This window comes from Aeromonas tecta (assembly GCF_000820185.1).
Taxonomy (GTDB): domain Bacteria; phylum Pseudomonadota; class Gammaproteobacteria; order Enterobacterales; family Aeromonadaceae; genus Aeromonas; species Aeromonas tecta.
Genome location: NZ_CDCA01000036.1, coordinates 100696 through 120204, shown reverse-complemented (window position 1 = coordinate 120204; position 19509 = coordinate 100696). Strand labels below are relative to the sequence as shown.

Sequence of the window (19509 nt, the reverse complement as noted above, 5' to 3'; positions counted from 1 at the left end):
TTTTACAGCCTTTCCAATTGGCCCGCCATTCCAGTAATATGTTTGGCCCTGTGGAATCGTGATTGGAGAGTCAAAAAATGTCCCAGCTCGAGGTGGCGCTAGCCGAGATCAAGCGCGGAGCGGAAGAAATTCTGGTGGAAGAAGAACTTGTCGCTAAGTTGAAGGAAGGGCGCCCCCTGCGCATCAAGCTGGGGATGGACCCGACGGCTCCCGACATTCACCTCGGCCACACCGTGATCCTCAACAAGCTGAAGACCTTCCAGGATTTGGGGCACGAGATCATCCTGCTGATCGGTGACTTCACCGCCATGGTGGGTGATCCCTCCGGCAAGAACGCCACCCGTCCGCCGCTCTCCGAAGAGGCCATCAAGCACAACGCCCTCACCTATGCGGAGCAGGCGTTCAAGATTTTGGATCCCGCCAAGACCCGCATCGAGTACAACTCCACCTGGCTCAAAGAGCTGGGCGCGACCGGCATGATCAAGCTGGCGGCCAAGCAGACCGTGGCCCGCATGATGGAGCGCGACGACTTCAAGAAGCGCTACTCCGGCGGCCAGTCCATCGCCATTCACGAATTCCTCTACCCGCTGCTGCAAGGCTATGACTCGGTCGCGCTGAAGGCGGACGTGGAGCTCGGCGGTACCGATCAGAAGTTCAACCTGCTGATGGGCCGTGAGCTGCAAAAAGATGCCGGCATGGCGACCCAGTGTGTGCTGATGATGCCGCTGCTGGTGGGTCTGGACGGCGTCAAGAAGATGTCCAAGTCTGCCGCCAACTACATCGGCGTGCACGATGCCCCGGGCGAGATGTTCGGCAAGATCATGTCCATCACCGATGACCTGATGTGGAACTACTACGAGCTGCTCTCCTTCCGCCCCCTCAGCGAGATCGAAGGCTTCAAGGCTGGCATTGCCGCCGGTACCCTGAACCCGCGCGACGTGAAGATCTGGCTGGCCAAAGAGATCATCACCCGCTACCACGACGAAGCTGCGGCCGAGGCGGCCCACGAAGACTTCACCCAGCGCTTCTCCAAGAACGCCATCCCGGATGAGATGCCGGAAGTCGAGCTGGCGCTGGAAGGGGAAGGCCTGCCCATTGCCAATCTGCTCAAAGATGCCGGCTTGGTTGATACCACCTCAGAAGCGCTGCGCATGATCAAGCAGGGCGCGGTCAAAGTTGACGGCGACAAGCTGGACGATGGCAAGGCACTCATCGGTGCCGGTACCGCCGTCTATCAGGTCGGCAAGCGCAAGTTTGCCAGAGTGACAGTTAAATAAGCAGTAACGGTCAAGTAAGCCAAAGCCTGCTGATAAAAAAGGCCTCCATCATGGAGGCCTTTTTGTTGGCTCATCACCGCTGAGAAGGTGTTAACCCTCCTTTTTAAGGAAGTTGCGATAGAGCATATAGAGGTGGGCCGAGCTCCAGCTGAAATTGCTGGCCCCCTGCATGGCACCGGTTTCCGGGTTGTAGTTCTCGCGGATGGGGCCACTGCCCGCCAGCCCCTCGGCATTGGCAAACAGCTTGTTGACCAGCATCTGGGCATCGCTGCGATAGCCGTAGTTCTCCAGCCCCTTCACCCCGAAGTAGAACTGATCCAGCCAGACCCGGCCGCGCCAGTAGATGTTGGGGTCATAGGCCGGGTTGGTCAGGGCCGCCGTGCCGAGCGGCACCTTGGTGTTGAACTCCTGACTGCTCAACATCACCTCGCGCACCCGCGCGGCCTTTTCTTTATCCGCCACCTCGGCCCAGAGCGGGCTCCAGCCTTCCGGGCCACGGCCACGGGCGGTCAGCAGCTTGCCGACGCAGCCGTTGCCGTCCGCCACGTCTCCCTGATGGATCTGGCGATCGTAATAGAAGCCGGAGGCCTCATCGAACAGGCAGGTATTGATGTAACCGGCGAGCTGGGTGGCTCCCTCGCGATAGCGGCTCGCCTCATCGAGCTTGCCGAGCAGATCTGCCATGTCCGCCAGTATGCGCTTCTCCTTGGCGAGGAAGGCGTTCAGCTCCACCGACTCCTGATCGATGGAGAAGCCGATGAGGCTGCCGTCGTCCTCGTGGTTCTCGAAGAAGGCGACGTTCCAGTCCTGGCGCGCCTTGGCAATGTCACCGCCATAGGTCTTGTCGGCGTAGCGCTGCAGCTGATCTTGCTCGATAAAGCCGAAGCGGGCGGCGTTGTCCATGCCGGACTCCCAGCCGGCGCCGTGCTGGGCACCGATGTCCATGTCGCTGTAACCGCCGACGGTGAGTACCTGCTGGTAGAGCGGCATGCCCGCGCAGGCGTACCAACCATCCCCCTCGGTGGTGCAGCTGGAGAGATCGAGCCCGGCCGGCACGCTGGCGTACTGCACCTTGAAGGTGATATTGCCCAACTCGTCATTGTGCTCGACGTGCTTGGTTGCGCCGTATTCGATGATGCCGTTGCGGTTGTTGTCCCGCGCTCGGTACCACCAGTCGTGGTAGGCCTGGAGTTTCGGATACATCTCGGCGATGAAGGCCTTGTCCTTGGTCGCGCTGTAAATTTCCCAGATGGCCCAGGCGGAGAGGGGTGGCTTGGTGTCGCGCTCGTTCCAGTTGCCGCCATCACCGCCCCGATCGGACAGCTTGTTGTAGAAGACTGCGTCGATCACCATGCCGGCGTCCTGGGGGCGCACCGGATCGTCTGGCTGAATTTGGTAGTCATACATGGCACGCACGTTGTTCTTGGCCACTTCCGGGTTGAAGTGGGCCATGGCGTAGGCGTGCTTCCAGCTGTCCCAGGCCCAGACGCCGTCGAACCAGCGGGCGGTGTTGGACGGGGTCACCCCGTCGTGCAGGATGGCGCCGGCCGGCGAGCGCCAGTTGCCGTTGAGGGTCTCCATCGCCTTGACCGCGATGCGCCGCTCGGATTCGCCGATCCCCTGATTGGAGAGACCGCGCTCGAGGTACCCTTCCCAGCGGCGAATGGAGTCATCGAAATAGCTGGCGGGATTGGCCAGCAGGGCCTGGCGGCTCTGCTCGAAGCGGCTCGCCTCATCGCTCGAGTGCACATAGCTCTGCAGGGTGAACAGATCCTGCTGGCCTTTGGCTGCCAGGGTGAGGCTGGCCTCGCTCAGATAGCCGAGCGCCTTCTCATCCAGGGTGGTGCGGGTTGGCAGAGTGCGATCGATACGATAACGGGCGCTGCCGCCTTGCATGATGTTCCAGGTGCTGCGCAGCTCGCCGAACTGGAATTCTATGCCCTGCTCGTTCTGGCTGATGGTGCGAGTCCAATCCGGGTACTGTTCGGCCACCGTTTTCTTGGCATCCCACTGCTTGAGCAGCTCACCTTGCCAGCTGAGGTTCAAGGTCAGCGGTGCGTCCTGGTTGTTGATGAGGCGGGTGCGAACCAGCGCCGTGCGGGCATCGCCGTAGCGCAGCTCCAGCTCCAGGGTGAAGGGTTCGAACTCGAAGCGCTGAATGAGCGCACCCGGGATGGCATGGATATCGTGCTTGCTGGCGGCGGTGAGCGGGTATTGACGGCCGCTCTCGTCGCTCAGGGTCAGCTTGTCCAGCTCGCTTGCGAAGAACAGGCTGTACTCCTCGGCGATCACCATGGGGCCGGTGAAACCACCCCATTCGTGCTCGCTGGCGGGCAGCAGGAAGCCGTGCCAGGCACCGAGATCCAGCAGTGGGTTGTATTTGAGATTGGAGTAGCTGTCAAAATCTCGGAACTGGAGCGGGGTGCCGCTGCGATCGATCACGTCTTGATACTGGCTCGCCAGGGTCGGGGTGACTGTGGTCGGGGCGCTGGAATCATTGCCGTTGCAGGCGGTCAGGCCAAACAGGGCGACGCCGAGGGCGACGGAAAGTAAACTTTTACGAAACATGTCTCGCTCCAATTACTGTTTTGTAGGTTGAGGTAAGTATTTTTTATCTGTTTTTTAGTGAAAACGTTTGCGGATGCCATTGTATGGCAAGAAGACAGGAAAGATTGGAGCTGAATCACAGTCTTCAGACGGGAGTGTGTGAGGTGGATCACCAGGTTACATGATGTTACTTAGAGTATATTTTTAGTAACTATTTACTTGTGGGGATGGCTCGGACGTGGGGCAGGTACGTAGATACTGATGAGGGGTCAGGCCGAACTCCTGCTTGAAACGGGCGGCGAAGCGGCTGGGGGCATCGTAACCGCAGGCAAGGGCGGCCTCCAGCGGGCTCAGTCCTCGCTGCAGCAGGGTGAGGGCATGGCTCATGCGTACCTGGGTCAGCAGCTGCCGGAAGCTGCGCCCCTCGGCGGCCAGCTTGCGCACCAGGGAGGCGCGGCTCATGGCAAAGTGGGGGGCCAACCGCTCCAGGCTGTGATCGGCGCCGGGCTCCACGCTGAGAAAACGGGCTAGCCGCTCCCCCAGGCTCATGGTGCTGGCGGGAAACAACAGGCCAAGGGCGCCTTCCGCTCGAAGCTCTGCATAGAAGCCGTGCAGCAGTTGGATCTGGGCGGCGCTACTTAGGCGGCGTTCTCCCATGGCGCAGATGAGCTCGTGGCAGTAGGCGAGTCCTGGAGTGACCCTTTGTCTGGGCTCAGGGAGCAGGGGCGCGCCGGTATCCGCCAGCCACTCAGCCGGCGGCGGGGCCAGCAGGGTCAGGGCGTGGGAGCTGAACTTGCCCTGCTCTGGCTGGTTGACGAAGGTGAGCTGGTGGCCGGCAGGGATCAGCAACCAGCTCTCCTTGTCAAACGACAGGCGCCGCTCCTGCCACCACAGCTGCTTGTACCCTTGCTGTACCCAGATGACGGTCGGCGCATAGATGAGCACCCGGTGAAGAGGTTGCTGGCGGATCCCGAGATAACGGCTCTGTTGCAGCAACGGGGTGCTCATCGGCTTACTCCTTGGGGGTGACGAAGGTGGCGGTCAGGGTCGCCTTGCCGAGCGCCGTGGCGTTGAGCATGTAGCCTACCATGGCGGGCGGGGTGTCTGCCTTGACCGCCAGGGTCGCCTCGGGCAGGGCCCAGGCGGTGAACTGGTAGCGATGCATGCCGTGGCCGGCGGGTGGGCAGGGGCCGCCATAGCCCTGGTTGCCAAAGTCGGTCCTAAGTTCTAACCCTTGCTTGAGCGTGCCGGAGGCATTGCTGGCGAGGGAATTCTGGCTGACGGGCAGGTTGACCACCAGCCAGTGCCACCAACCGCTGCCGGTGGGGGCATCGGGATCATAGGCGGTGATGGCCACGCTCTGGGTGCCGGCTGGCAGATCCCGCCAGCTCAGCTGGGGCGAGCGATTCCCCCCCTTGCAGCCAAAGCCGTTAAAGCTGAGGGACTTGTCCATCAGCTGGCCTTCGTGGATGTCGGTGCTGCTGAGGGTCATGGCGCCGGCGGGTAGGGCGGCCGCGCACAGCAGGGCTGTCAGGGTGGATCGGGTGGCAATCTTCATGGTGGTGCTCTTCGATGGATGAGGGATCAGTCTAGCGAGAGGAGTCAGGCAGGAATTCACAGTACTGCTCAACCTTGTGCCATTAGCGGTAAATGGTGAGCAGATAGGTATCTACTTTATTGAGGAAGGGGGAAGAGGGTCAATGAGCATACCGGGCGTCCATCAACCGGGAGCCCATAAAAAAACCGGCCTCGAGGAGGCCGGTTCTGACATCTTGCTGCGAGAAGATTCTGCTGCTTAGCGCAGGATCATCTGATCGCGGCCCGGGCCAACGGAGACCATGGGCACAGGAACACCCAGCAGGGCTTCGATACGCAGCACATAGTGCTGTGCAGCGGTCGGCAAGTCTTCAAACTTGCGGATGTGGGAGATCTCTTCGCTCCAGGCTTCCATGGACTCGTACACCGGCTTGAGACCGGCGGTCTGCGGCCAGATCGGGTTCTCGGTGTTGGCGCCTTCGTAGGCCACGCAGATCTTCAAGTCCGGCATGCCAGACAGGCAGTCCAGCTTGGTCAGGGCGATCTCGTTGGCAGCCTGGATTTCCAGACCCTGTTTGGTGGCGACCGCATCGAAGTAGCCGATGTCACGGGGACGGCCGGTGGTGGCGCCGAACTCGTTGGCAAACTTGCGGAACTCTTCCTGGTTCTCCATGGCGGTGATCAGGGTGCCGGTACCCACAGAGGTACTGAACGCCTTGGCCACGGCGATGACGCGCTCAGGGCGCAGGGCCGGCAGGCCGCCACCGATCCCGGCGTAGGCGCCAGAGACGTGGGAGGAGGTCACCCAGGGGTACTCACCGTAGATGAGGTCACGACCAGCGCCGAGCTGGGCTTCGAACAGCAGAGTGCCGCCCTGGGCCTGGATGGCCTTGAGGGGCTCGCTGACGTTGCAGATGGCATCACGCCACGGGGTGGAGACTTCCAGCAGCCAGTCGGCCATTTCCTGGGCGGTCTGGCTGAACTCGAAGCTCGGGTAGAGGGCTTTGAGCTGCGGCAGTTTCCAGTCGAGGAAGAACTGAATGCGCTCGACCAGCACGTCCGGCTGTTTCAGCCAGCCCACCAGGATGGCCTTTTTCATGACCCGATCACCGTAAGCCGGGGCAATGCCCTGACGGGTGGAGCCGTAGGCACCGTCGCCTAGACGGACTTCTTCCAGGGTATCTTCCAGCGCGTGGATCGGCAGGCAGAAGGTGGCACGGTCGGAGATGGCGAGCTTGGGAGTCACGCCAGCGGCTTTCACTTCGGCCAGCTCTTTGGTGAGGGGCTCGGGGCTGATGACCATGCCAGGGCCGAGTACAACCAGGCAATCCGGGTTGAACACGCCGCTCGGCAGCTGGTGCAGCTTGAAGGTGCCGAGATCGTTGACCACGGTGTGGCCGGCGTTGTTGCCGCCCTGGAAGCGGATGCTGGCGGCGGATTCACCTGCCAGATAATCGACGATGCGGCCTTTGCCTTCATCACCCCAGTTAGCACCTACGACTACGATAGACGACATGACTCATTCTCCTAAGACGTTAGGCGTTCATCCTAGGAGGCTGGGGTGGATTAGAAAAATTAATTATCTTTATAATTCCGATAAGGAAGTCATATAATCATGGCCAATTTATCGGCAATCCCCCGCCAAGGCGCGCCATACCGCGTCTGCCGCGGCTGAGAGTTACCCCATGTTGGATATTCACTGGTTAAACACCTTCGTCACTCTGGCCCGTTTGCAGCACTTCGGCCAGACCGCCACCGAGCTGCACATGACCCAGCCCAATGTCAGCCTGCACCTCAAGAACCTGGAGCAGGCGACCCGGGTCAAGCTCATCGAGCGCAGCCCGTTTCGGCTCACCCAGGCCGGCGAGCGGCTGCTGCAAAGCGCCGAGCGCGCCATCGCGGAGCTGCAGCTGTGCCAGTCCGATCTCAATGCGCTGAACCAGCACAGTCAGGGCACCCTGGCCATCGCCGCCAGTGACATTTTGTCGCGCCTCTTGCTGATCCAGCCGTTCCAGCGCTTCAAGCAGGCCTTTCCGGGCATCGATCTCACCCTGTTCAACACCACCTCGGATCAGGCGGCTGAACTGGTCAAGACGGGGCGGGCGGATCTGGGCTTCGTGATGGCGCAAAAGCGCAGTGAGCCCTTGTCCTACACCGAGTTGCAGCAGGTGACCTGGTGCACCCTCGGCCACGGGCTGGCACGTTGGCAGGCGCGTCACAAGGCGGGAGAGAGCGATCCCCTCGATGAGCCCACCCTCATCTTGCTGGGTCATGACACCCGCACCCGGGCGCTGATCGACCCCTCCTTGCCGCTCCTGGGATTACCGCCTTGCCGCATCATGGAGGTGGGCAGCGTGGATGCGCAGCTCGACTGGGCCGAGGCGGGATTCGGGGTCGCCATAGTGCCGGACTTCTCCTTGCATCCCAGGCTCAAGCTCGGTGCGCCTGTGACCCGGCTGACCGACTTCCCCGCCACCAGCTTGGGCTACGTGGTGCGCCAGAATCAGGTGCTGTCGCGCGCTATCAAGCAGCTGCTGCATTGGGTGGAAGAGGAGATCCAGCGCCCGGATCAGTTGTCGAGTGCCAAGAGTTGAGGGCTGAGAACTGAGCGCTTTCTTCCCGCAACGCGTCGGTAGGCGCCCCCATGCGGCATGAGAGAGGCCACCCTGGGGTGGCCTCTCTCGTTTCTTACGCTCACTCAGGTTACTGGGCGGCTGGGGCCTGGGTCGGCAAGGCACCGCTCGGCTGGTTCGGCGCTGGCGCCACCGGCTCGGTCGTGGTAGCCGCAGAGGAGGTAGCGACTGTGCTTGCGCCGCTTTGCGCATCACCCTGGCCTACCGCCGCTCCTTCCAACACCTTGGCGGCATCCGGGTCGGTTGTTGCCGCGCCCGACGCCGCCGGCAGGGTGGCGCCTGCCGCCTCTGGATTCGTCGTGGCAGGAGAGCCTTCCACAGAGGGGGCCCCAGTGTCGCCAGTGGATGCGGCCGATGGATCCGTTGCCGCGGCGCCCGAGGGGGCGAGGGCGCCGGGCACCAGGGTGGACGCGGGGGGCGCATCCTGCATGCCTGGATGGGGCGGAACTATGTTGTCGGTCTGCATGGTCTCGGGGGTGAGGGTGGTCAGCGCCGGGTGCAGGCGGGTGAATTGTTTGAGGCGGGAACTCAGGACGTCGCGAATGGTACGTACCTCGTCCGCGGGTAGGCTGGCCAGTGCCACCAGCTCGGCGGTCACGGCAAAGGTGTTGATACCGCTGGTCTGGCCCGGGTAGAGGTTGGCGCCGATGCGGCTGCGCTGATAATAGGGATGCTGCTTGAGCAGTTGGTCGATCTGCTCCCCTTCGATGGGGATCAGACGCGCCTTGCAGCGGCCGGTCAGATCGCCAATCCCCTGATTGGGGTGTCCCGCGACGATCAAGGCGGCATCCAGGGTGCCGTTGCAGAGTCCCTCCAGCCGATTGCCAGCCGATGTGGCAGGGGTCGGTGCGAAGCTGCTCTCCTGCCAGCCCATGGCATCGAGCAGTGCCCGGCTGGTGACTCTGTCGCCCGAGTTGGGACCGCCGAGATCGACCCGCTTGCCTTCGATGTCGGCCAGGGTATTGATGTTGCTGGTGGCGCTGGCGAGCAGGGTCAGCGACTCCTGGTGCAGCCTGAACAGGCTACGCAGCTGGTCATCGGGTGCCTGACCGGTGAAGGGGCCGCTGCCATGGGCCGCGTGATACAACACATCCGATTGCACCAGGGCCAGCTGGACTTCTCCCTTGGCCAAGTCGGCCAGGTTGGCGAGGGAGCCCGAGGTGCTCTGCACGGTGCAGTGCACGCCATGCTGGTCACTCTCTTCATTGAGCAGGCGGCAGATGGCCCCACCGGTCGGGTAGTAGACACCGTTCAGCGCTCCCGTGCCGATGGTAATGTAGGTCGGGGCGGCAGACAGAGGCAGCGCCAGTCCCGCCGCGAGCCAAGGCAGGGCGATACGTAACAGGCGTGAGAAGTGGCGCAGGGCTAGTGGGTACATAGTGAACCGGATCAATGGCGGATAAAAAGGGATGGGCTCGGCCCATCCCGTCATGAGTCACATCTTATCTATACCAGATGTGAGCCAAAATGGCTTTGGCCATTCCGGTCAATGTATGGGCGCGGCTGACCCGCAGCCGCGCGGCGCTCTGCGTTTATCAGAGACGGGTCTTGGTGATGGCGTGCTCCATGCGGCTCAGTGCCTCAACCAGCCGGGCTCTGGTGCAGCCGAAGTTGAGTCGCACGAACTGACCATCGCCAAATTGGGCGCCGGAGGAGAGACCCACCCCTGCCTGCTCGAAGAAGGCAATGGGATCGTCCAGCCCGAGCCCACTTACATCAATCCAGGCGAGGTAGGTGGCCTGATTTTTCGCCAGCGTGACGCCGGGCCAGCGGGCGACCGCCTGCTCTATCAACCCTAGATTGGCGCTCAGGTAGGCGATCTGCTCGTTGAGCCACTCATCACCACCCTCGTAGGCCGCTTCCGCTGCCACGAAGCCCAGCAGGTTGACGTCGGCACTGATGCCGCGCATCGCCTGCTGCAACTTTAGCCGCAGCCTGGCGTTGGGTACCACGGCGAAGGAGCAGCACAGGCCTGCGATGTTGAAGGTCTTGCTCGGCGCCATCATCACGGCGCAGCGCTCGGCCGCCGCCGGGCTGAGGGCGCCGTAGGGAATGTGGTGAGCCTGTTTGTCCAGCAGCAGATCGCAGTGGATCTCGTCCGAGCAGATCACCAGATTGTGGCGCTCGGCGATGGCGTCGATGGCCAGCAGCTCCTCACGGGTGAAGACGGTGCCACCGGGGTTGTGCGGGTTGCACAGCAGCAACAGATCGGCAGAAGGGGCCTGACGCTCGAGTTCTTCCAAATCCAGCACCCAGCGTCCGGCCTCCTCAATCATGGGCACGGTGAGCAGGGGGCGGTCATTGAAACCCGGCGCCTGCAGGAAGGGGTAGTAGACAGGTTTGGGGGTGATGATGCCGCGGCCATGCTGGCTCCAGGCCTTGCAGGCGAGGTTCAGACCTGGCACCACCCCGGGCAGGAAGACGATCCACTCGGGCGCTATGGTCCAGTCGTAGCGCTGCTGCAGCCGGGTCTGGATGAGTTCGATCAAGCGCGGGGAGGGACGGGAGTAGCCGAAGATGCCGTGGGCCACCCGTTGGGTCAGGGCCTCAATCACGGCGGGCGGGGAGGCGAAGTCGGTGTCGGCGACCCACATGGGTAGCACGTCTTGATCCTTGTACTTGTCCCATTTCAGGCTCATGGTATCGCGACGATCAATCTCCTGATCAAAATCAAACATGTGAAATCCTTGTACTGGCCAGATGGGCTACCAATGTACGAACTTGAACGCGGGCTCGCAAGCCTTGAGATAGCTGTTGATAGTGACATAAAATGAGCGCCGTCATTTTATACAGTCGCCGGATCCTGGCTTCTTTTTACCTTTCCTATCGATGGTATCTCTATGAGTTTATTGACTGCCGCCCGCAAGAGGCCGGATCCCGTATCCCTCTCTTTCCTGGCCGTGACCTTTATGACCGGGGTCGCGGTGGCGCTACAGGTGCCGACCTTGAGCCTGTTTCTGGCCGAAGAGGTGCAGGTTCGCCCCTTCCTGGTGGGGCTGTTCTACACCGTCAACGCGGTGATCGGCATCCTCATCAGCCAATGGCTCGGCCATCGCTCCGACAGCAAGGGGGATCGCAAACAGCTGATCCTGCGTTGCTGTTTCGCCGGCATAGTGCTCTCCCTGCTGTTTGCTTGGAATCGCAACTACTGGCTGCTGGTGAGCCTGGGGGTGGTACTGGCCAGCCTGACCGCCACCGCCAGTCCCCAGCTGTTTGCCCTGGCACGGGAATATGCCGACAGCCGCAACAAGCGGGCCGACATGTTCAGCTCGGTGTTGCGGGCCCAGTTCTCCCTCGCCTGGGTGATAGGGCCGCCAGCCGCCTTCGCGCTCGCCATCGGCTATGGCTTCGAGGTGATGTATCTCGCCTCGGCCTTTGCCTACCTCATCTGCGCCTTCGTGGTCTGGCGCTGGCTGCCCTCCCTGCCGCTGCCCAAGTCCAGCGGGAATGGGGAGCGGGTCAGCAGTTGGAAGGATCCTTCCGTACGGGCGCTGTTCATCGCCTCCACCCTGATGTGGACCTGCAACAGCATGTATCTCATCAACATGCCGCTCTACATCACCCGCGAGCTGGGGCTGGAAGAGAAGCTGGCGGGCATTCTGATGGGCACGGCGGCGGCGCTGGAGATCCCCTTCATGCTGCTGGCGGGCTACTACACCCGGCGTTTTGGCAAGCGGCCCATGATGTTGCTGGCGGTGCTGGCCGGGGTCGGTTTCTACGTGGGGCTGGTGACCCTGTCGAGCCAGACGGCGCTGATCGGGCTGCAACTGCTCAATGCCATCTTCATCGGTATCGTCGCCGGTATCGGCATGTCCTATTTCCAGGATCTGATGCCGGGCCGGGCCGGGGTCGCGACTACCCTGTTTGCCAACAGTATTCGCACCGGCTCCATCATGGCGGGCGCTATCGCCGGCATAGTGGCGGAGATCTGGAGTTTTCACGGGGTCTTCATGGTGGCGACTGTGCTGGCGCTGGCCGCGCTGGCCGCCTGCTGGCGGGTGCCCAACGTGTAGAGTTTGGTGGAGTTTTGTTCTGAAATTTCCCTTTCAGGCAGCAGATGATACTGCCTGAACGGGCTGAAACTTACTTCTCTTCGATGGCCTGGTATTCGTTGCGCAGGCAGCGCAGCAGCAACTCGGCCGCCGGTCCCAGTGCCTCGACTGACGGGGTGAGCAGGTAGGTGTAGAGGTAGCGCTCGCTGCCCCCTTCCAGATTGAGTGCCACCAGCTCGCCACTGGCGAGTTCCGCCTGCACCAGATGGCGCGGCAACCAGGCGTAGCCGAGGCCGAGGCGCAGCATGCTGAGTACCTCGTGGTAGTGAGTCGCCTTCCAGCCGGTATCGTCCGCATCGTTCCAGTCGACCGAGCGATGAATGGGGGGATGCAGGCTTATCTGGTTATAACTGCCCAGTTGCTCGGCCTTGATGGCATCGCTCTGGCTGGCGAGGGGGTGGGCTGCCGCGCACAGGGGCAGCAGACAGACTTCATCCAGCGGCAGGCCGGTGCGATCGTGGGGCAGGTGTTCGGAGAGCATCAAATCCCCCACCTGCAGCGCATTGAAGTGGCAATGGATCCGTTCGTGCAGATTGATGCGGCAACCCCGGCTGCGGGGATAAAAGTGCGCCAGCGCGCGGTAGAGCCGCTCCCTGGGTTGCAGCACAGAGACATACAGATTGATCTGCGGCTCCCACTGCCGCTCCAGATTGTTGGCCAGGTTTTCCAGCTCTTCCATCTGCTGGCTGAGCTGGCGGGCCCGCTTGAGGAAGATCTCCCCCGCCGGCGTCAACACCGCCTTGCGTCCCCGCACCTCCAGCAGCGCCACCCCCAGACTCTGTTGCAGCTTGGCCACCGCATGATTGAGGGACGATTGGCTCTTGTTCAGCGCCTCGGCGGCCTGGGCATAACCGCCACAGTCCACCACGGCCTGAAAGATCCGCCATTGCTCAAACGTGCTCTTGGGACGAAACATAGTTCAACCTGTGGGGTGCTAAAGGGATTCAACAGGGTGCCGCTGGCACCCTTATTCAATTTAACCCTATCTGGTTAGTTTGTTGATTTATTTAGGTTGAGCAACAAAAGTCTGGCCGGTCTGCCCCTTGCTGTCGGCTCCCATCAGATAGAGATAGAGCGGCATCAGGTCGGCCGGAGTTTTCAGCAACTGGGGGTCTTCCCCTGGGAAGGCGCTGGCCCGCATCTTGGTGCGAGTGCCGCCGGGGTTGAGGGTGTTGACCCGCACCGCGGTGTTTTCCAGCTCGTCTGCCAGCACCTCCATCATGCCCTCGATGGCGAACTTGGAGATGGCGTAGGTGCCCCAGTAGGCGCGGCCCTTGCGACCTACACTGGACGAGGTGTAGACGATGGAAGCATCGCCGTGCTGCTTCGCAGTCTGGCGAATGAGCGGCAGCAGCGCCTGAGTCAGCAGGAACTCGGATTTGACGTTGACCTGCATCACCTCGTCCCACTCCTGCTCCTGAATGTGCTCGAACGGCGACAGGGTGCCGAGTAGACCGGCGTTGAACAGCACGCCGTCGAGGCGGCCGAACTGCTGGGCGAAGGTCTCGGCCATGCCAAGGTAGTGGCTCTTGGTCGCGCCTTTCAGATCCACCGGCACTATGGCGGGCAGGGGATGACCCGCGGCCTCGATCTGGTCATAGACCGCCTCGAGTTTGGCGCTGGTGCGACCGAGCAGGATCACGGTGGCGCCGTGGGCCGCATAGGTGAGCGCCGCCTCGCGTCCGATACCGTCACCGGCGCCCGTCACCAGAATGACCTTGTCCTTGAGCAGATCGCGGGGGGCCTGATAATCGAGCATGTGGACTCCTGTTAACAAATTCGTGGCATAGGTGCGCAGTAACGAAACGGCAGTGTACTGATCCGGCCCCGCCCTTGACCAGTATGAGACGGCAAAAATGTGAAGAAAATAGAGGGGTTGTGACTGCTGATGCGGTTTTATCCGGCCCGGCGACAGAGTTTTTGCGCACGCACTGCAAACTCCATAGAATGTGAAAAAACCGACCCATAGTCGAACATTGAGCGGAGCTTCACGTGGCATTTTTGACCGAATACGGCCTGTTTCTGGCCAAGACTCTCACCTTCCTGCTGGCCATCGGCGCCGTCATCCTGATGCTGGTCAGCAGCCGTCAGCCCAAGGCTCGCAAGGGGGAGCTGGTGGTGACCGATCTCTCCAGCGAGCTGGAGCGGGGACGGGATCAGCTGCAGGCAGCGCTGGCCGGCAAGGCGCAGCGCAAGCAGCTCGAGAAGGCACGCAAGGCCGAGCACAAGGCGCGCGCCAAGGCAGAGGACGAGCGCAGCCGCCTGTTTGTGATCGATTTTCACGGCAGCATGGACGCCAAAGAGGTGAGTTCCCTGCGGGAAGAGGTGAGCGCTGTGATAGGCGTCGCCCAGCCCGGCGATGAGGTGCTGCTGCGGCTCGAGTCCGGCGGCGGCGTGGTGCATGGCTATGGCCTCGCAGCATCCCAGCTGCAACGCCTGCGCGATCGGGACATCAAGCTGACCGTGGCCATCGACAAGGTGGCGGCGAGCGGCGGTTACATGATGGCCTGCGTGGCGGATCAGATCCTGGCAGCCCCCTTCGCCATCGTCGGCTCCATCGGGGTGATTGCCCAGTTGCCCAACTTCAACAAGCTGCTCAAAAAGCACGATATCGAGTTCGAGATGCACACCGCGGGCCAGTACAAGCGCACCATCACCATGTTTGGTGAGAACGATGATCTGGGCCGGGAGAAGTTCCGTGAGGAGCTCGGCGCCATCCACGACAGCTTCAAGGCATTCGTGGCTGAGCACAGACCCAGCCTCGACATCGATCAGGTCACCACGGGCGAGCATTGGCTGGCGAGCCAGGCCAAGAGCCTGGGGCTGGTGGATACGCTCTGCACCAGCGATGAGTACCTGCTGGCCCAATCCAGCCACCACAAGGTGATAGGCATCAGCTACCGCAAACCCAAGAGCCTGACCCAGAGGCTGGGCCAGCAGGGCGCCCAGGCGCTGGAAGCGGGGCTTGGTCGGTTGTGGCAACAGAGCTCCTGGCGGTAACTGCCAGGATCTGCTCGTTGAAATGAAAAAGGCCGGACTAAGTCCGGCCTTTTCTATGGCGAAATCACGGTTGCGCCGTTATTAACACTCTTAGCGTTGGAAGGGATAAACGGAGCCCAATTTCAGGATCTGGGTCAGCTCGTCCAGTGCGGTACGGGTCTCCAGCACCAGGGCCGGATCGCGCAGATCGTCCAGCGCCAGGCTGTCGCGGTAGTGTTTATCCACCCACTGATCCAGCCGGGCAAACTGACCATCGTTGATGAGGCAGGCCGGGTTGACCGCCGCGAGTTCGGCGTCGTTCATGGCGACTCGTAGCCGCAGGCAGGCGGGGCCGCCGCCGTTGCGCATGCTCTGCTTCACGTCCATGAAATGCACCCCCTTGATCGGGGTGCCTAGGGCCACCAGCTTGGCCAGGTAGGCGGATACTGCCGGATTGTCACGGCACTCGGTCGGGGCGATGATCGCCATCTCGCCGCTCGGCAGGGTCAGGATCTGGGTGTTGAACAGATAGGACTTCACCGCATCCTGCACCGACACCTCGGCGGTCGGCACCTCGATAAAGTGCAGCTCCCCCTCACCGAACTTGGCGCACACTTCCGCCAGCGCCGAGGCGGTGTTGAGGAAGGCTTGCTGGTGGAAGAACAAGACGTTCTGGTTGCCCACTGCGATCACATCGTTGTGGAACACCCCCTGATCGATCACATCCGGGTTCTGCTGGATAAAGACGGCGCTTTCATCCCCTAGGCCGTGCAGGCGGGCGATAGCCTGGCTCGCTTCCAGGGTCTGACGGGCCGGGTAGCGCTTGGGGGCGGGCTGGGAGACGTCGAAGGCGCTGCGGCCATAGACAAACAACTCGACCCCGGCCTCACCGTAGGCGCGGCACAACCGGGTGTGGTTGGCGGCGCCCTCGTCACCGAAGTGATCGTTTTCCGGCAGATGCTGGTGGTGGCTGAAGTGGCGATCGTTATTGAACACGGCGCGCAGGATGCGACCCGTTACCTCGGGCTCGAGGGAGCGGTGGAACTTGTTGGTCAGGTTGGCGGGGGTAAAGTGAATGCGGCCATCCTGGGTATCGGCGCTCGGCGAGACGGTGGCGGCGTTGGCGGTCCACATGCTGGAGGCGGAGAAGCAGGCGGCCAGCACGGCGGGGGCCTGTTTGGCAGCCTGAGCCAAGACGCTGGCATCTGAGCCGGTAAAACCGAGGCGACGCAGGGTGGCGAGATCGGGCCGCTCCTGGGGGGCCAGCACCCCTTGCACCATGCCGAGCTCGGTCAGCGCCTTCATCTTGCGCAGACCCTGCTTGGCGGCTTCCTTGGGATTGGACGCTTCCTTGGCGTTGCTCTGGGAGGCCACGTTGCCATAGGAGAGGCCGGCATAGTTGTGGGTGGGGCCGACCAGACCGTCGAAGTTGACCTCGAAGTGCTTCATGATGACATCCTTTCGATTTTTATAGGGAGAGCGGTTCCTTCCGCGCACAAAGCTGCGGTATGTGGCCATTATAAAGAGATTTCATGCTTCGTAACAAGCTGATAACTAAGCTGGTTTTTTATGTAACAAGGGCGGTTGGATATGTCACTTCCAATCTAAAAAAGGGGGGGATATAGCATAAAAACAAAAAAGCGGTTGCTTCCCGCGCACAGGCTTCGCATTAATAAATAAAGAGACAATGCGGTGCGGGCTGGTCAAGCAAATTTGCCTCCAAGATTGCTTTTTAGCGTCAAATCTCTTATACAGCCCCACAAAACCGCACACCAACCCCGACGGGTGCAATGAGGATAATAGTTACAGCATGGGCAAATCACTGGTCATAGTGGAGTCTCCGGCCAAGGCCAAGACTATCAACAAATATTTGGGCAAGGACTACGTGGTGAAATCCAGCGTCGGTCATATTCGCGACCTGCCGACCAGCGGCAGTGCCAGCAATGAGCCCAAAAAACCTGTCATTCGCGGCATCAAGCTCAGCGAATCCGAGAAGGCTGCCAAGGATCGCAACGCCCTGTTCTCCAGGATGGGGATCAATCCGACCGCAGGCTGGCAGGCCAACTACCAGATTTTGCCCGGCAAGGAAAAAGTGGTCAGCGAGTTGCAGAGTCTGGCCGCCAAGGCTGACACCATCTATCTCGCAACCGACTTGGATAGAGAGGGAGAGGCGATAGCCTGGCACCTGCGCGAGATCATTGGCGGTGACGACAGCCGCTACAAGCGGGTGGTGTTCAACGAGATCACCAAGACCGCGATCCAGGAAGCCTTCGCCCAGCCGTCCGAGCTGAACATCCATCGCGTCAATGCCCAGCAGGCCCGTCGCTTCCTCGATCGGGTGGTGGGTTACATGGTCTCCCCGCTGCTGTGGAAGAAGCTGGCCCGCGGTCTCTCCGCCGGTCGGGTACAGTCCGTTGCGGTGCGCCTCATCGTCGATAAAGAGCGCGAGATCAAGGCGTTCGTACCGGTGGAGTTCTGGGATCTCAACGCCGATCTGCTGACCGGCGACAACGCCGACCTGCGCATGGAAGTGGTCAGCCGTAACGGCGCCGACTTCAAGCCGGTCACCCAGGCCGAGACCTTCGCCGCCGTGGCCGCCCTGGAAGGGGTCGACTACAAAGTAGTGAACCGGGAAGACAAGCCGACCGGCTCCAAGCCGTCTGCGCCCTTTATCACCTCCACCTTGCAACAGGCGGCCTCTACCCGGCTGAGCTTCGGGGTGAAGAAGACCATGATGATGGCTCAGCGCCTGTATGAAGCGGGTTACATCACCTACATGCGTACCGACTCCACTAACCTCAGCAAAGAGGCGGTCGAGGCGGTGCGTGAATACATCGGTGAGCAGTATGGCGCGGCTTACCTGCCCGCCGAACCGATACTCTATGGCTCCAAGGCCGGTGCCCAGGAAGCGCACGAGGCGATCCGTCCCTCCAGCGTGCTGGTTACCGCCGAGCTGCTGGAAGGGATGGAGCCGGACGCAATGCGGCTCTATGAGCTCATCTGGCGTCAGTTCGTCGCCTGTCAGATGACCCCGGCTCAGTACGACTCCTCCACCCTGACCGTCAAGGCCGGCGAGTTCGAGCTCAAGGCCCGTGGCCGCACCCTGCGCTTCGCCGGTTGGACCAAGGCGCTGCCACCCATGGGTCGCAAGGGCGAAGACAACCAGCTGCCGGCGGTGACAGTTGGCGAGATCCTGAAACTGGTCAAGCTGGATCCCCGTCAGCACTTCACCAAGCCGCCCGCCCGCTTCACCGAAGCGGCGCTGGTACGCGAGCTGGAAAAACGTGGCATCGGCCGCCCGTCTACCTATGCCTCCATCATCTCCACCATCGTGGACCGGGGTTACGTGCGGGTCGAGAGCCGCCGCTTCTTCGCCGAGAAGATGGGTGAGATCGTCACCGACCGTCTGGTGGAGAACTTCGTCGAGCTGATGAACTACGAGTTCACCGCCAAGATGGAAGACAAGCTCGATGCCGTCGCCGAAGGCAGCCTGGAGTGGAAGAAGGTGCTCGACGCCTTCTACGCCGAGTTTACCCAGGAGCTGGAGCAGGCCGACAAGCCGGCGGAAGAGGGAGGCATGCGTTCCAATCAGATGGTGCTGACCGACATCGACTGCCCGGATTGCGGCCGCAAGATGGGGATCCGTACCGCCACCACCGGCGTCTTCCTCGGTTGTTCCGGCTATGCGCTGCCACCGAAAGAGCGCTGCAAGAAGACCATCAACCTGGTCAGCGCCGACGAGTTTGTCTCCGCCACCGACGGTGACGAGGCCGAAACCGAGGCGCTGCGTGCCAAGCACCGCTGCACCATCTGTGGCACCGCCATGGATGCCTACATCATCGACGATAGCCGCAAGCTGCACGTCTGTGGCCGCAACCCCGACTGCGACGGTTACGAAATCGAACAGGGTCAGTTCAAGCTCAAGGGCTATGAAGGGCCGAGCATCGATTGCGACCGTTGTGGCAGCGAGATGCAGCTCAAGAACGGCCGTTTCGGCAAGTACATGGGCTGCACCAACGAGACCTGCAAGAACACCCGCAAGATCCTCAAAAACGGTGATATCGCGCCACCGAAGGAAGATCCGGTGCCGTTGCCAGAGCTCAAATGCACCCAGTCCGATGCGCACTTCGTGCTGCGTGACGGCGCCGCCGGCCTGTTCCTCGCCGCCAGCAACTTCCCGAAATCCCGTGAGACTCGTGCGCCACTGGTTGAGGAGCTCAAGCGTTTCCGTGACCGGCTCTCGCCCAAGCATCAGTACCTGGCCGATGCCCCGGCGTCAGATCCTGACGGTAACGCATCCGTGGTGCGCTTCAGTCGTAAGACCAAGGAGCAGTACGTGATGACCGAGGTCAACGGCAAGGCAACGGGCTGGACCGCCCACTACGACAACGGAAAATGGCAGGAGAGCCTGGCCAAAGCCAAGAAATCCTGACTTGCCATTGCTCACACAATGACGAAAGAGGCCCCGCACAGGGGCCTTTTTAT

The 19509-nt window shown here is 61.7% G+C and carries 14 protein-coding genes; 5 read left to right on the top strand and 9 right to left on the bottom strand.

The genetic code is table 11. The features are described from left to right. Positions 1-77 precede the first annotated feature (77 nt). Positions 78-1277: a tyrosine--tRNA ligase gene (gene tyrS / locus BN1137_RS15490; RefSeq protein ID WP_050719463.1), complete on the top strand. Its 1200-nt coding sequence runs from the start codon at positions 78-80 to the stop codon at positions 1275-1277. A gap of 90 nt (positions 1278-1367) precedes the next feature. Here the strand turns inward: tyrS and ygjK are convergent, their stop codons facing one another. From ygjK to BN1137_RS15470, 4 genes are all read right to left on the bottom strand, one after another. Further along, complete coding sequence (gene ygjK / locus BN1137_RS15485) at positions 1368-3845, bottom strand: alpha-glucosidase (RefSeq protein ID WP_050719462.1); 2478 nt, start codon at positions 3843-3845, stop codon at positions 1368-1370. Positions 3846-4028: 183 nt separating this feature from the next. Beyond that, entirely contained in the window at positions 4029-4832 is an 804-nt protein-coding gene (locus BN1137_RS15480) for a helix-turn-helix transcriptional regulator (RefSeq protein ID WP_050719461.1), read from the bottom strand. Between the two features lie 4 nt (positions 4833-4836). Beyond that, positions 4837-5382: a YbhB/YbcL family Raf kinase inhibitor-like protein gene (locus tag BN1137_RS15475; RefSeq protein ID WP_050719460.1), complete on the bottom strand. Its 546-nt coding sequence runs from the start codon at positions 5380-5382 to the stop codon at positions 4837-4839. A gap of 237 nt (positions 5383-5619) precedes the next feature. Then, entirely contained in the window at positions 5620-6876 is a 1257-nt protein-coding gene (locus BN1137_RS15470; protein ID WP_050719459.1) for an adenylosuccinate synthetase, read from the bottom strand. Between the two features lie 169 nt (positions 6877-7045). Here BN1137_RS15470 and BN1137_RS15465 point away from each other — a divergent pair, with 169 nt between their 5' ends. After that, positions 7046-7954: a LysR family transcriptional regulator gene (locus BN1137_RS15465; RefSeq protein WP_050719458.1), complete on the top strand. Its 909-nt coding sequence runs from the start codon at positions 7046-7048 to the stop codon at positions 7952-7954. 109 nt (positions 7955-8063) lie between these two features. On the opposite strand, the gene BN1137_RS15460 is transcribed toward BN1137_RS15465, so the two are convergent. Beyond that, a complete protein-coding gene (locus tag BN1137_RS15460) occupies positions 8064-9371 on the bottom strand; it encodes a TAXI family TRAP transporter solute-binding subunit (protein ID WP_050719457.1) in 1308 nt (435 codons plus the stop codon). Between the two features lie 157 nt (positions 9372-9528). Further along, the gene (locus BN1137_RS15455; RefSeq protein WP_050719456.1) at positions 9529-10671 is read right to left on the bottom strand and encodes a MalY/PatB family protein; all 1143 of its coding nucleotides are present in this window, start codon (positions 10669-10671) and stop codon (positions 9529-9531) included. A 162-nt stretch (positions 10672-10833) separates the two neighbouring features. Between BN1137_RS15455 and BN1137_RS15450 the strand changes: the two genes are divergently transcribed. Beyond that, positions 10834-12006, top strand: coding sequence for an MFS transporter (locus BN1137_RS15450; RefSeq protein ID WP_050719455.1), 1173 nt, complete (start codon positions 10834-10836; stop codon positions 12004-12006). Positions 12007-12076: 70 nt separating this feature from the next. Here BN1137_RS15450 and BN1137_RS15445 read toward each other — a convergent pair whose 3' ends face one another. Both BN1137_RS15445 and BN1137_RS15440 read right to left on the bottom strand, forming a co-directional pair. Beyond that, positions 12077-12961: a LysR family transcriptional regulator gene (locus BN1137_RS15445; RefSeq protein WP_050719454.1), complete on the bottom strand. Its 885-nt coding sequence runs from the start codon at positions 12959-12961 to the stop codon at positions 12077-12079. Positions 12962-13048: 87 nt separating this feature from the next. Continuing rightward, the gene (locus BN1137_RS15440; RefSeq protein ID WP_050719453.1) at positions 13049-13804 is read right to left on the bottom strand and encodes a YciK family oxidoreductase; all 756 of its coding nucleotides are present in this window, start codon (positions 13802-13804) and stop codon (positions 13049-13051) included. Between the two features lie 233 nt (positions 13805-14037). Here BN1137_RS15440 and sohB point away from each other — a divergent pair, with 233 nt between their 5' ends. Beyond that, complete coding sequence (gene sohB / locus BN1137_RS15435; protein WP_050719452.1) at positions 14038-15045, top strand: protease SohB; 1008 nt, start codon at positions 14038-14040, stop codon at positions 15043-15045. A 90-nt stretch (positions 15046-15135) separates the two neighbouring features. On the opposite strand, the gene astB is transcribed toward sohB, so the two are convergent. Continuing rightward, positions 15136-16473, bottom strand: coding sequence for an N-succinylarginine dihydrolase (gene astB / locus BN1137_RS15430; protein ID WP_050719451.1), 1338 nt, complete (start codon positions 16471-16473; stop codon positions 15136-15138). A gap of 361 nt (positions 16474-16834) precedes the next feature. Between astB and topA the strand changes: the two genes are divergently transcribed. Next, complete coding sequence (gene topA, locus BN1137_RS15425; protein ID WP_050719450.1) at positions 16835-19456, top strand: type I DNA topoisomerase; 2622 nt, start codon at positions 16835-16837, stop codon at positions 19454-19456. Positions 19457-19509 lie beyond the last annotated feature (53 nt).